The organism is Rhodopirellula bahusiensis, assembly GCF_002727185.1.
Classification (GTDB): domain Bacteria; phylum Planctomycetota; class Planctomycetia; order Pirellulales; family Pirellulaceae; genus Rhodopirellula; species Rhodopirellula bahusiensis.
Genome location: NZ_NIZW01000019.1, coordinates 14244 through 27714 on the forward strand (window position 1 = coordinate 14244; position 13471 = coordinate 27714).

7 protein-coding genes are annotated in these 13471 nt (G+C 57.4%); 2 read left to right on the plus strand and 5 right to left on the minus strand.

Annotated elements, in window-relative coordinates; genetic code table 11:
- Window positions 1-52 precede the first annotated feature (52 nt).
- The 4 genes from carB to CEE69_RS21920 all read right to left on the minus strand — a co-directional run bounded on the left by carB (window position 53) and on the right by CEE69_RS21920 (window position 8656).
- Window positions 53-3304: a carbamoyl-phosphate synthase large subunit gene (gene carB / locus CEE69_RS21905; protein ID WP_099262763.1), complete on the minus strand. Its 3252-nt coding sequence runs from the start codon at window positions 3302-3304 to the stop codon at window positions 53-55.
- Window positions 3305-3542: 238 nt separating this feature from the next.
- Window positions 3543-4595 carry an exonuclease domain-containing protein gene (locus tag CEE69_RS21910; RefSeq protein WP_099262764.1) on the minus strand — a complete coding sequence of 351 codons (1053 nt, stop codon included), beginning with the start codon at window positions 4593-4595 and terminating at the stop codon, window positions 3543-3545.
- 61 nt (window positions 4596-4656) lie between these two features.
- The gene (locus tag CEE69_RS21915; protein ID WP_099262765.1) at window positions 4657-6156 is read right to left on the minus strand and encodes a DUF1501 domain-containing protein; all 1500 of its coding nucleotides are present in this window, start codon (window positions 6154-6156) and stop codon (window positions 4657-4659) included.
- Between the two features lie 61 nt (window positions 6157-6217).
- On the minus strand, window positions 6218-8656 hold the full coding sequence (locus CEE69_RS21920) for a DUF1553 domain-containing protein (protein ID WP_099262766.1): 2439 nt from the start codon (window positions 8654-8656) through the stop codon (window positions 6218-6220).
- 251 nt (window positions 8657-8907) lie between these two features.
- On the opposite strand from CEE69_RS21920, the gene thrS reads away from it, so the two are divergent.
- Complete coding sequence (gene thrS, locus CEE69_RS21925; protein ID WP_099262866.1) at window positions 8908-11145, plus strand: threonine--tRNA ligase; 2238 nt, start codon at window positions 8908-8910, stop codon at window positions 11143-11145.
- A gap of 382 nt (window positions 11146-11527) precedes the next feature.
- Here thrS and CEE69_RS21935 read toward each other — a convergent pair whose 3' ends face one another.
- Window positions 11528-12934, minus strand: a complete 1407-nt coding sequence (locus CEE69_RS21935; RefSeq protein WP_099262767.1) for a dipeptidase — start codon at window positions 12932-12934, stop codon at window positions 11528-11530.
- A gap of 182 nt (window positions 12935-13116) precedes the next feature.
- Here CEE69_RS21935 and CEE69_RS21940 point away from each other — a divergent pair, with 182 nt between their 5' ends.
- Window positions 13117-13467: an ATP-dependent Clp protease adaptor ClpS gene (locus CEE69_RS21940; RefSeq protein WP_007329331.1), complete on the plus strand. Its 351-nt coding sequence runs from the start codon at window positions 13117-13119 to the stop codon at window positions 13465-13467.
- The last annotated feature ends 4 nt before the right edge of the window (window positions 13468-13471 follow it).

Here is a 13471-nt window from a genome sequence, read left to right on the forward strand (position 1 = left end):
ACGGAAACAGCCGTAGTTGGGCGACTGTTTCCTGAAACGTTCACATTTCGATTCAGACGTTTTGTGCGTAACGACGTTGCAGCGATTCGACTTCCATCGGAGTCTCTCGCATCGCAACCATCGCTCGCACGGCGGCTTCGGCGGCTGCCAAAGTCGTGATACACGGCACTCCGTGCTGAACACCAGCGGCGCGGATCTTGCCTTCGTCGGTCCGAGCACCCTTGCCAGACGGCGTGTTCAAGATCAATTGCACGTCATCGTTTTTGAGGTAGTCGATCAGGTTGGGATGACCCTCGGAAAGCTTCTTGACCCGAGTCACGGCGATGCCGCTCGCTTCCAACCGTACCGCTGTCCCTTCGGTCGCCAAGAGTTCAAACCCTAGTTCGATCAACGACTTGCCGAGTGATTCAGCCGACTCTTTGTGGTTGGCGGACAGTGACAAGAAGATCTTGCCCGACTCAGGCAACACGGTTCCGGCGGCCAGTTGGCTTTTGGCAAACGCGATTGAGAACAATTCGCTGACACCCATGACTTCGCCCGTGCTTCGCATTTCGGGGCCAAGCACGATGTCGACGCCGGCGAATTTCCGGAACGGCAACACGCTTTCTTTGATCGAAACGTGACGCGGAATCGGTTCTTCCGTGACGTTCAGTTCTTTCAGAGTTTGACCGGCCATGACCTTCGTCGCGATGTTTGCGACGGGGACGCCAGTTGCTTTGGCGACGAACGGCACGGTGCGGCTGGCGCGAGGGTTCACTTCGAGGATATAGAGGGTCGGCTGATTGCCTTCCATTTTGACGGCGAACTGGATGTTCATCAGACCGACAACGTTCAAACGCGCGGCCAGTTTGCGAGTCGCATCGCGAATTTCGGCGAGGACAGGTTGAGTCAGGCTGAACGGCGGGATGCAGCAAGCCGAGTCGCCGGAGTGAACACCGGCTTCTTCGATGTGCTCCATGATTCCCATGATCACGCAATCGTTGCCATCGCTGATCGCGTCGACGTCGACTTCGGTTGCGTCTTCAAGGAACCGGTCAATCAGGACAGGTTGTCCGTCGGCGACGATGAACGCTTCGGCGACGTAGCGAGCGAACTGGGAATGGTCGTAGCAGATTTCCATCGCGCGGCCGCCAAGCACGAAACTCGGTCGGACAAGCGCGGGATAGCCGATGCGTTTGGCCTCCACACGAGCTTCGTCCATGTTGCGAGCGATGCCCGATGGCGGCTGACGCAGGCCCAGTTCGTCGATCAGGCTGCTGAACAATTCGCGATCTTCGGCGGTGTCGATTGTGTCGACGCTGGTACCGATAATCGGCACGCCGGCTTGTTCCAATCCGCGAGCCAAGTTGAGCGGGGTTTGTCCGCCGAACTGAACGATCACACCGTCGGGCTGCATCGCGTCGCAGATGTTCAGGACGTCCTCGATCGTCAACGGTTCGAAGAACAAGATGTCCGATGTGTCATAGTCCGTGCTGACCGTTTCCGGGTTGCTGTTGACCATGATCGATTCGATGCCCATGTCTTGCAGGGCGAACGACGCGTGGCAGCAGCAATAATCGAACTCGATGCCCTGGCCGATTCGGTTGGGGCCACCACCCAAGATCACGACGCGTTTCTTATCGCCCTTGGCTGGTGCTTCGTTTTCGGTTTCGTAAGTGCTGTAGTAATACGGTGTGAAGGCTTCGAATTCGGCCGCACACGTATCAACACTTTTGTAGACCGGGCGAATGCCCATTTCCAAGCGTTTGGCTCGGACTTGCGATTCGTTTTTCGACGTGATTGTCGCGATCTGGCGATCGGAGAAACCGCGACGCTTGGCGTCTCGCATGGTGTCCGCGTCGATCGCATCCAGTTTTCCAATGGCGCGAAGGTTGTCTTCGGTCTCGATCAGTTGTTGCAGGTGGTCCAAGAACCAAGGATCGATGTTCGTCAGCTTGTGAATTTCGGCCGCGGTCATTCCATCTTTGAATGCGTAGCGGATGTAGAAAATTCGCTCTGAACCAGGAGTCGAAAGCTTCGCGCGGATGTCGTCGCGGCTGGGTTGATCTTCCGTTCCCCAAAGGTCTTTCGGGTCGCTGCCGAATCCAAACGCACCGACTTCCAGACCACGCAGGGCCTTCTGGAACGATTCTTGGAACGTCCGACCGATCGACATGGTTTCGCCGACCGACTTCATTTGCGTGGTCAGCGTCGCGTCGGCTTCTGGGAATTTCTCGAACGCGAAACGAGGCATCTTGGTGACGACGTAATCAATTGTCGGCTCGAAGCAGGCTTTCGTTTTTTGCGTGATGTCGTTGGGAAGTTCCCACAAGCGATATCCAACAGCCAACTTGGCCGCGATTTTCGCGATGGGGAATCCAGTCGCTTTGCTGGCCAAGGCCGAGCTGCGGCTGACTCGCGGGTTCATTTCAATCACGATCATTCGGCCCGTGCCAGGCTCGATCGCGAATTGAATGTTACTGCCGCCGGTCTCGACACCGATCTCGCGGATGACAGCCAAAGATGCATCACGCATCCGTTGGTATTCTTTGTCAGAGAGCGTTTGAGCGGGGGCGACCGTGATCGAGTCACCGGTGTGAACTCCCATCGGGTCAAAGTTCTCGATGGCGCAGATGATCACGACGTTGTCGTCGCGGTCACGCATGACTTCCATCTCGTACTCTTTCCAGCCAATGATCGATTCTTCGATCAGGACTTCCGTCACGGGCGATTGGTCCAACCCGTTTTGCACCAACGAGTCGAAGTCGTCTTTGTTGTAGGCAATCGCTGAACCGCTGCCGCCCATCGTGAACGAAGGTCGCACGACGGCTGGCAAGCCGACCTCCGCGAGCGCTTTGCGAGCGTCCTCGAGTGTGCGGACGGTGAAGCCCTTGCAGACGCCCAGGCCGATTTTGTCCATCGCCTGTTTGAACTGTTCTCGCTCTTCCGCTTTCGCGATCACCTTGGCGTTGGCGGCGATCATTTCGACGCCGTATTTCTCCAGCACGCCGTTGGCGTCCAAGTCCATCGCAACGTTCAGACCCGTTTGGCCGCCCAGAGTCGGCAGCAGCGCATCGGGGCGTTCTTTGGCGATGACCTTTTCGACCATCTGCCAAGTCAGCGGTTCGATGTAAGTCGAGTCAGCAGTCGCCGGATCGGTCATGATCGTCGCTGGGTTGCTGTTGACCAGCACGACTTCATAACCCTCTTCACGCAACGCTTTGCAAGCCTGCGTTCCGGAGTAATCAAATTCGCAAGCTTGGCCGATCACAATCGGGCCACTACCAATGAGCAGAATCTTCTTGATGTCGTCGCGACGCGGCACGGAAACGATCCCGAAAAAGGACGGAGGGTCTCGAATGGCTGGCGATTCTGTTGAGAGCCCGCTGGCTGCGGGGGCCCGGAATCAACGACGCCTGCCGTGAAAATTTCGGGAAGGATAACACGGTTTGCCCTCGGCGCAGAGGACCGTGAATCAGATCAAAATCGATTCGCCGAGAACTCTTGGCCGGATTCACCTTGCGGCCCCGGATTGGCGGGAAATTCATCGGTAGGAGGAATGTTCACATCGCGATGATCATTTCCAAAAACTCCTGCTCCGTCATGATTTTCACGGCAGCTCCCTCATCCGCCAACTGCCGAGCGGTGGCCTCCTTGGAGCTCATCGTTCGGCCCGCATTGACGGTCCTAGAATCGAGCTCGCCGACGACGACCAAGTCCGTTTTTCGCGAAACGCTGGATTGGCACTTCCCGCCGCATCGCGAGGTCAGGATTTCGGCTTCCTCCCGCTGCAGTTTCGTCAGCACGCCGGTGAAGACGACTTTTCGTCCTTCCAGGGGGCGAATGAAATCAGCCCGAATCATCAATCGCTGCAGATCCACCCCGCTGTCGCTGATCCCGCAGGGCCGCGGTGGTGCGGTTGAGACCGAAGTGTTCGACATGGTTGCGGTCGCCATCGTCGAACCCGCGATCGCGACTTCGGAAGTTCGTGTCGATGCGCGGCGTGGCGAAGATTTTCGCCGGGTCGAGGCACGCCTGGCCGTCGGCCCTTTTTTACCCCAGGCACCGGCACTGCCCCGAGAGAGCGAGAGTTTTGTTTCCAGCGCTTCCAGAGTGCTCGCTCCGGAATCTTCTGCCGCGGCCAAAGCGATCTTGGCACAAGCGATGGAATCTTCGAGTGCGTCGTGGTGACGGAATCGGATGCCCAGCCAGTCCGATAGTGGTTTCAGACCAAACCGAGGTTGCTGGGGCCAAGTCCGCCGGGCGATCGCTCGCGTGCAACTGTATTGCATGTCCGGAACGGGATGATCATGCGATTCCAGGCAAGCCATCAAGACGCCAAGATCAAAGCTGGCGTTGTGAGCAATCAGGCAATCATCACCCAGCCTGGATTGGATCTCCGGCCACAAATCACCGAACTCGGATTCGTCACGCACCATTCCCGGAGTGATGCCGTGGATCTGAATGTTGGCAGGCGAGAAGTCAAAGGGCCGCGGGCGAATGAGCCAGCTTGCTGAGTCAACGATCTCTCCGCCGCGAACGCGAACCGCCGCCAGTTGGCAGGCACTGTCCGAACGACGCGTTGCCGTCTCAAAATCGATCGCGGTGAAATCCATGAAGCAGTTCTAAGTCGGCTCGCTTTGACTTGTCAAACCCTCCGCGTAACAGGCTGATGCATCAGGCCAGAATGTCGTGGATGACGTGGGCTTCTTCCACGCCGGTCAAACGCTGGTCCAGACCCAAGAATGGGAACGTCAGACGTTCGTGATCGATTCCCAACTGATGCAGGATCGTTGCGTTGAAGTCGCGGACGTGAACCGGGTTTTCGACCACGTTGTAACTGAAGTCGTCGGTGACTCCGTGAGCGATGCCGCCTTTGACACCGCCGCCGGCCATCCAAGTCGTGAAGCAACGCGGATGGTGATCGCGACCGTAATCCTTGTGCGTCAGTTTGCCTTGGCAGTACGTCGTGCGTCCGAACTCGCCGGCGAAAACGACCAGCGTGTCATCGAGCAGTCCACGTTGCCGCAAATCGCGAATCAGTGCGGCGCAGGGTTGGTCAATGTCGTAGGCTTGCCCGCGAATTTTCTTGGGCAAATGCGAGTGGTGATCCCATCCGCGATGAAACAATTGAATGAACCGCACATCACGCTCGACCATTCGGCGTGCCATCAAGCAGTTGCGTGCAAACGAGCCGCTCTTTTGGACTTCCGGGCCGTACATCGCCAGGGTGTCTTCGGTCTCTTGGCTCAAGTCGGTCAGCTCGGGCACCGACGCCTGCATGCGAAACGCCATCTCTTGTTGAGCGATCGTTGTGAGGATCTCTGGGTCGCCGCTTTGGTGCATGTGTTGGCGATTGAGATCCGTGACCAGGTCCAGCATCTTTTGCCGGCTTTCTCGGTTCACGCCTTCTGGATTGGAAAGGAACAAAACCGGATCGCCGGAGGGCTGGAACGAAACGCCTTGATGCTTCGACGGCAGGTAACCAGATCCCCACAGTCGACTGTAGAGAGCTTGGATGTTGGCTTTGTCACCGCTCCAAAACGCGGAGTTGAGAACGATGAAGTCGGGCAGGTTTTCGTTCATGCGACCGAGGCCGTAGCTCAGCCACGATCCCAAGCTCGCTTTGCCAGGGATTTCGGATCCGGTGCAGAACAGCGTTTTTCCGGGATCGTGATTGATCGCGTCGGTGTGAGTGGACCGAATCAGGCAAATGTCATCCATCACCGTGCCGAGGTGAGGCAGCAGTTCGCTCAGGTGGATTCCGTTTTCGCCATGTCGCGAGAACTCGAACATGGTTGGGGCAATGATTTGCTCTTTGCCGCGAGTCATCGCGGTGACCCGTTGCCCGTTGCTGACGCTGGGCGGCAAGGGTTGTTTGAACTGCTTGGCGAGCTCGGGTTTGTAATCGAACAAATCCATTTGGCTGGGGGCGCCCGCCATGAACAGGAAAATCACCCGTTTGGCTTTGCCGGGAAAGTGCAGCCCCGCCGTTTCGCCGGTCTTCCATTCCGCCGCGGCGGATTGGTCCACCGAGCTGGCTTCGTTGGCCTGCGCCCGGGCGACGATCGAACCCAGGGCAGCCGCACCCAGCCCCATGCCGGAATGCTGCAAGAACTGACGTCGACCCGATAGGTTGGCGAGCGTTTGAAGAGCAGCGTTTTGGGAAGTGTTCATGGCGAGGTCGATTCAATGGCGGGCGAATTCGGCGGGTTGGATAGCGGTTGGGAGGGTCAAGTCACTCCCGGGTCCGAACGCAATCCAAATTCAAAACGGAGTGGACCACCATCGTCCACGCGGCCAAGCGGATTTGCTCGGGGGCGGTGGATACCGATTGGACGGCTGGATCCGTGCATCGTTGCACGAGGGCGGTTGCCTCGGCGGGTTGTGACTCGTACAGCGCCTGGAAACCTTCCAGCGAACGCGACAACGATTCGCGAACGTCGCCGTTGGGCGGACGCGAAGTGATGGCTTCGTAGGCGGCGGCCAAACGTTTTTGATCGCCGTCATCCGAGTTCAAGGAAGGATCGTCAAGCAATCGTTTGGCGAGTGTCGTGGACGCGCTGAAGAACTGCGGTTCGTTCATCAGCATGAGAGCTTGCAGCGGCGTGTTGGTTCTTTCTCGCCTGGCAATGCAACTGTCACGATTGGGCGCGTCGAAGATCGTCATTTGCGGTGGAGGCAAACCACGTTTCCAAAACGTGTAGACGCTTCGCCGAACGGTTTTCTCACCCGAGTCAGCAACGTAACGATTGGGGTAAGAACTCGGCATCGCGACGATCTTCCACAATCCTTCCGGTTGCGGCGGTTTGACACTCTGCCCGTACATGGTGGGACTGAGCAGACCGCAGACCGAAAGCACCTGATCGCGAATCACTTCAGCATCGAGTCGATAGCGGGAACCGCGAGCAAGCAATCGGTTCTGTGGGTCGGCGACGAAGGCATCAGAAGGTGCGACCGAAGATTGCTGGTACGTTTGGCTGTTGACGATCAGACGCATCAAACCTTGCACATCCCAGCCGGAATTGATGAACTCGATGGCGAGATGGTCAAGCAGTTTCGGATGCGATGGCAGTTGGCCTTGGGCACCAAAGTCTTCCGATGTCTTCACCAATCCGACACCGAACAGTTGCTGCCAAAAACGATTGACGGCGACGCGGGCGGTCAGCGGGTTGGATGGATCAACCATCCACTCAGCCAAGTCCATTCGGGTTTTGGGGGCATCGGGATCGTTGGTCTTTGGCATCGGAGGCAAGAACGATGGCGTGTCACGGGCAACGACTTCACCGGGTGCGTCGTAAGCACCACGAATCAGAATGTGAGCCGGACGGATCTCCGCACGTTCCTTCATGACCAAGGTTGCGGGAACGTTCACCAAAACGGCATCACGTTCTTCGTTCAGTTTCGCGATTTCTGCTTGGGTCTGCTTTTGCAGCTTCTTGAGTTCTTCGGGTGAAGTCTCCGGATCGGCCGGAGTCTCTTTCGCCTTCGTTTGCAATCGAGCAATCTCATCGTTCAGGCGAGTCAGCGTTTGTGCTTGCTCATCCGATGGAAGTTCGATGTACGGCGGTTGAAGCCCACGTCGGAAATCGCTGCCACCTCGTCCACCGGTTTCGGGACCGCCATCAAAGTTGTTGAAGAACGCGTACAGCGAATAAAAGTCTTTCTGCGAGATCGGGTCGTATTTGTGGTCGTGACAAACCGCGCACTGCAGCGTCAAACCCATGAACGCCGTGCCCACCGCGGAAACTCGGTCGACGACGTTTTTGACAAAGCTCTCTTCGGGAAGCGCTGTTCCGCGATCAATGATCAAATGCAATCGGTTGAAACCCGATGCGGTCAATTGATCGAGGCTGGGGTCGGGATGCAGGTCGCCGGCGATTTGATCGATGATGAATTGATCGAAAGGCAAATTCTCATTGAACGAACGGATCACCCAGTCGCGATACGGCGTCATCTCGCGGTAGTGATCGTGGTGCATCCCGTTGGTGTCAGCGAATCGTACTAGGTCCAGCCAGTAGCGGGCCATGTGCTCGCCGAAAGCGGGTTTGGCGATCAACCGATCGACGAGGTCTTGGTAGGCGGTTTCTGAGTCGTCACTCAGAAAGGCAGCGATCTCATCCGCGGTTGGTGGCAAACCGGTCAGGTCCAACGACAGGCGACGGATCAGAGTTCGGCGGTCGGCTCGTGGACGAGGCATCATCCCCTTGGATTCCATCTTGGATCGCACGAAGCGGTCGATCGGCGTGTCCCATTCTTCCTTCACCAATTCGGGCAATTCAGTTTTGGTTGGTGCGACGAACGACCAGTGGGCTTCATAAGGGGCACCCTCGTCAATCCACTTTTTCAGCACCGCGACCTGCTCAGGCTTCAGCGGTTTGTGCATTTCAGGAGGCGGCATGATCGAATCAGAATCCTCGGATTCAATCCGAACCAAAACTTCGTCCAGGTCGGCTTCGCCCTCGATATCCAGACGGAATCCCGCGGCGTTGTTGTTTTCATCGGGGCCGTGACAAGCGAAACAGTGGTTCGAAAGAATCGGACGCACGTCCTCTTGGAAGGAAACCTCGTCCGCGTTGGCGGGCGAAAACCCAGCGACAAAGATCGCGATGACGCCAAAAACGACGGTGATCGGATTCGCCGTGGTGAAACCCACAGGTGAATTGGGCGAAGGCATTCGCGAGGCGGGGGGTGGTGAGGAGCGAATTTGGAGGGCGGGATTCCATTTTGGTCGACCTCCGGTGAGATCGCAACTGAAGGCGAACGCAGGATGCCCCCTTCCGAGAGACCTATTGAATGAAAGGGCCGTGAAACTCAGGGCGAACTCGAACTGAACTTTTATTGTCCCCCCCTGAAACGCTATTCTTGGCAATCGATTCGCGACTTCGTATCTCGCGACCCATCCTTGTTCAGAAAGAAAATTGTCTGATGTCCTCTGATTCCCCCTCAACTTCCGCTTCCTCGTCGTCCCAGGCCGCTGAAGTTCAAGTCCGATTGCCGGACGGTTCGCTGAAAACCCAACCCGCTGACGCCACCGCGATGGACGTCGCGAAAGAGATCAGCGAAGGCCTTGCCCGCAGCGTCGTGGCCGCCGAAGTCGACGGCACGATTGTCGATTCGTTCCGTCCGCTCGGTGAGATCGCCGATGATGAAAACGTGGTTCCGCTTCGTTTGCTGACCACGCGTGACGAATCGGCTCTTGATGTGCTGCGTCACTCGGCCGCCCACGTCATGGCTCGCGCGATCATGCGAATCTACAAAGGCGTTTCGCTGGCGTTCGGACCGACCACCTCGGGTGGTTTCTATTACGACTTCGACATGCCGGAGAAAATCAGCGAAGACGATTTTCCGAAGATTGAAGCGGAAATCAAAAAGATCATCAAAGCCAAAGAGCCGTTCGAACGATTTGTGCTGGATCGTGATGAAGCCCGCAAGCTTTGCGATGACCTCGATCAAGACCTGAAGGTCGAACACATCGAAACCGGTTTGGGCGACCAAGCCACGGTCAGCTTCTATCGCCAAGGCGAGTTCGTCGACCTTTGCCGCGGACCTCACATTCCTCACGCCGGAATGATCAAAGCGATCAAACTGCTGAGCGTTGCCGGTGCGTACTGGAAAGGCGATGCTTCGGGACGTCAGTTGCAACGCGTTTACGGCACCGCTTTCTTTGACAAGAAAGAGTTGGCCAGTTACCTGGAGCAGATCGAAGAAGCCAAACGCCGCGATCACCGCGTGCTCGGCAAACAACACGGTCTGTTCGCGATCAATCCCGAAGTCGGCCAAGGTTTGTGTTTGTGGTTGCCCAAGGGAGCTCGTGTTCGCGTCACGCTGGAAGATTTCTTGCGTCGCGAATTGCTTTCGCGTGGTTACGACCCGGTGTACAGCCCGCACATCGGTCGCGTGGAAATGTACGAAACCAGCGGTCACTTCCCATACTATCGCGACAGCCAGTTTGCTCCGTTGTTTGGCAGCGAAGTCGGCGGGTTGCTCGATGCGTGGAGCACTCGACTGGACAAAGATGATTTGTCTAAGGACGACGAAGACAAGTTGATCGCCGCGGCGGAAGTCTTTGGCGTCAAGCTGCCCGAATACAAACCGTCGGCATCCAATGACGCGAAAAAGGACGTGCTGCATCGCTGGCAATTGAATCACGAGCGTTATCTGCTCAAGCCAATGAACTGCCCGCACCACTGTCAGATCTTTGGTGCCCAGCCACGATCGTATCGTCAGTTGCCTCTGCGGTTGTTCGAGTTCGGAACCGTCTATCGTCACGAGCAAACTGGTGAACTGAACGGGATGATGCGGGTGCGTGGTCTGACCCAAGATGACGCGCACATCTTCTGCACCGCTGATCAAGTCGAAGAGGAATTCCGGGCAACGATCGAGTTGACCAAGTTCGTGCTCGAGTCCGTTGGGCTGGACGATTACCGCGTGCAATTGTCGCTGCGGGATCCGGACAGCAGCAAGTACGTCGGCAGCGAAGAGAACTGGGATCACGCCGAAGGTGCTCTGCGAGGCGTGCTGGAGCAATCCGGTTTGTCATTCAACGAAGAACCCGGTGAAGCAGCGTTCTATGGTCCCAAAGCGGACTTCATGGTGCGTGACTGCATCGGTCGTTCATGGCAGTTGGGAACCGTGCAGTTGGATTACAACCTGCCCGAACGTTTCAAGCTGGAATACAAAGGCAACGACAACGCAACTCACCGACCGGTGATGATCCATCGGGCTCCGTTTGGTTCGCTGGAACGATTCACCGGGATGTTGATCGAGCACTTTGCTGGGGCGTTCCCGATGTGGTTGTCGCCCGAGCAAATTCGTGTGTTGCCTTTGTCGGACAAGTCCGTCGAATACGCGACCGCGGTGGCCAAGCAATTTGACGAAGCCGGGTTCAAAGTCACCGTCGATGCATCTGACGGAAAGGTCCAAGCAAAGATTCGCAACGCCCAAATCGACTTGGTCAACTACATGGCCGTCGTGGGGCCGAAGGAAGCCGAGTCGGGCCAGGTCGCGCTGCGTGACCGAATCGAAGGCGACCTCGGATCGATGCCCATCAAGGAAGCGATCGCGCGTCTGCAGAAAGAAGTCGAGACGCGTCAGGTCCGCCAGGCAGTTAAAGGCAGCACCGTGTCGATCGCCGAATCCGGCGGCGCCGCGACCGATTATTAATCGACTGCTGCCGATCGGCTTGTTGAGCTGTCACTGATCTAGTCACCTAGTATATCGCTATCCTCCGACTGCGGAGGTCGTGCAGTTTTGAAGTGCCGTGCTCGCAAGGTTGAAATCACCCTCCTGAACGCAGTTGGGGAGGGTCGGAATGCGAGCGTTCAGCGAGAATTCCGGGGAGGGTAGTGCGCGCCGTTTCCTATGCTCGGCCCTCACCCTCGCTTACGCCTGAACGGCGTCGCTCGACCTCTCCCCAAACTTCGTTTCGGGAGAGGTGCGGTGCGCGAAAGCAGCATAAATATCTGCATCAACAAACTGCACAACCTCCGACTGCGTCGGGGGAGAGTTGACTGATTGATCGAAGCGAAAGCTCTAGCGGCGGGGCTCAAGCAGATGCGATGGCTTGCCAGAGCGAGGCGGACGCTTGGATACCGCGGTGGAAATCTTCCAGCGAGAACTTTTCGTTGGGGCTGTGAGCGGCGTCGTCGTTTTGGCCCCAGCCGAGAAGCAAGCAATCGCAATCCAGGACTTCTTGGAATCGTGCCAGGATCGGAATCGAGCCGCCTTCGCGAATCATCACGGGGGCAGTTCCAAAGGCTTGCTCGATCGCGACGCTGGCGGCTTTCGCGTAGCGGCTGTTGGCATCCGCCAGCATCGCACCGGCACCGTGATCGGGTTTCAGCGTCCAGCGAATGCCCGGTGGGCAATGACGCTCGAGGTGAGATTCGATCAGTCCGGTCAGACGTTTCGGGTTTTGGTTGGGCACCAATCGGAAGCTGAACTTCGCGGACGCTTTGGCTGGTAGAACCGTTTTGACGCCTTCGCCTTGATGTCCCGAGGTCAAACCGTTGATATCGAGCGACGGACGTGCCCAGCGTCGTTCGTCGGTTGTGTAGCCCGCTTCGCCGTGCAGTTCGGAAGCACCGACGCTGCTCGCGAATTCCTCGTCGTCGGCACCGAGTTGTTTCCAGGCTTCGCGTTCGATGTCAGGAATCGGGGCGACGTCATCGTACAGACCGTCGATCGCGATTTTTCCGTCCGCGTCTTTCATGCTTGCCAGCAACTGGCACAGAGCCATGGCGGGATTGGCGACCGCGCCGCCGAAGCTGCCGCTGTGCAGGTCGTGACTCGGTCCGTCGACGAACAATTCGTACGTCGCAATGCCTCGCAAGCCGCACGTGACCGCGGGGCGGCCTGGTGCGTACTGGCTGCTGTCGCTGACCACGACGACGTCGCAGGCCAGTTTTTCGGCGAGCTCGGGCAACCAATCGTCCAGGTTTTGGCTGCCGACTTCTTCTTCGCCTTCGATCAGGAATTTGATTTGCAGCGGCAATGGTTGGCCGCTGGCGAGCCAGTCGCAAATGCTGTGGATGTGCGTCAGGACTTGGCCTTTGTCGTCCGTCGCACCACGGGCGAAAACCTTGCCGTCGCGGACAACGGGTTCGAACGGCGGACTGGTCCACAGTTCCAGTGGCTCGGGCGGCTGGACGTCATAGTGTCCATAGACCAGGGCCACGGGGGCACCTGGGACCGGCGGGGTCGAGGCGACTAGCAGCGGGAATCCGTTGGTGGCAATGGACTCGGTTTGCAGGCCGGCGGCATTCATTTTATCGAGCAACCAATTGGCCGCCTGGTGAACGTCATCGCGGCGGGAGGAATCGCTGCTGATGCTTGGGATTTTCAGCCACTCGATCAATTCGGCTTCGTGACGCTGTTTTCCGTCGTCCAAACGCGACTGAACTTCGGCGGGCAATTGGGAGGCGGAGGAGGAAGATTGTTCGGATTGGGACATCAAATTGCATTGCGAAAGAGAATCGAGCAGCGTGCCGTCGAATGCGGAAAAATCCGTATTTGAGGACTAACAGGTCCATCTGGACGTCTTTACAATAGCACTTCACAAACCAAAACAGGACCACCAAGCGGCAGGATGAGACGCCGCTGTTGCCCCAAATTTCACCAGGAGTTGTTGGAAGCATGTCCGATCATTCCGCCGCCGTTGCCGAGCCCGATGTGGTCACGGAAGAAGAACAACGCAGCGATCGTAAACCGAAACGACAACCGCCCTACCACGTCATTTTGTGGGACGACACCGACCACAGCTATGACTACGTGATTTCGATGATGAAGCGTTTGTTCCGCATGCCCATCGAGAAGGGCTATCAGGTCGCGAAAGAGGTCGACAAAAGCGGCCGCGCGATTTGCATGACCACCACGTTGGAATTGGCGGAACTGAAACGCGACCAAATTCACGCGTTCGGCAAAGACGAACGTTTGGATCGTTGCAAAGGCAGCATGTCCGCCACCATTGAACCTGCTCGCGGCTAAGCGG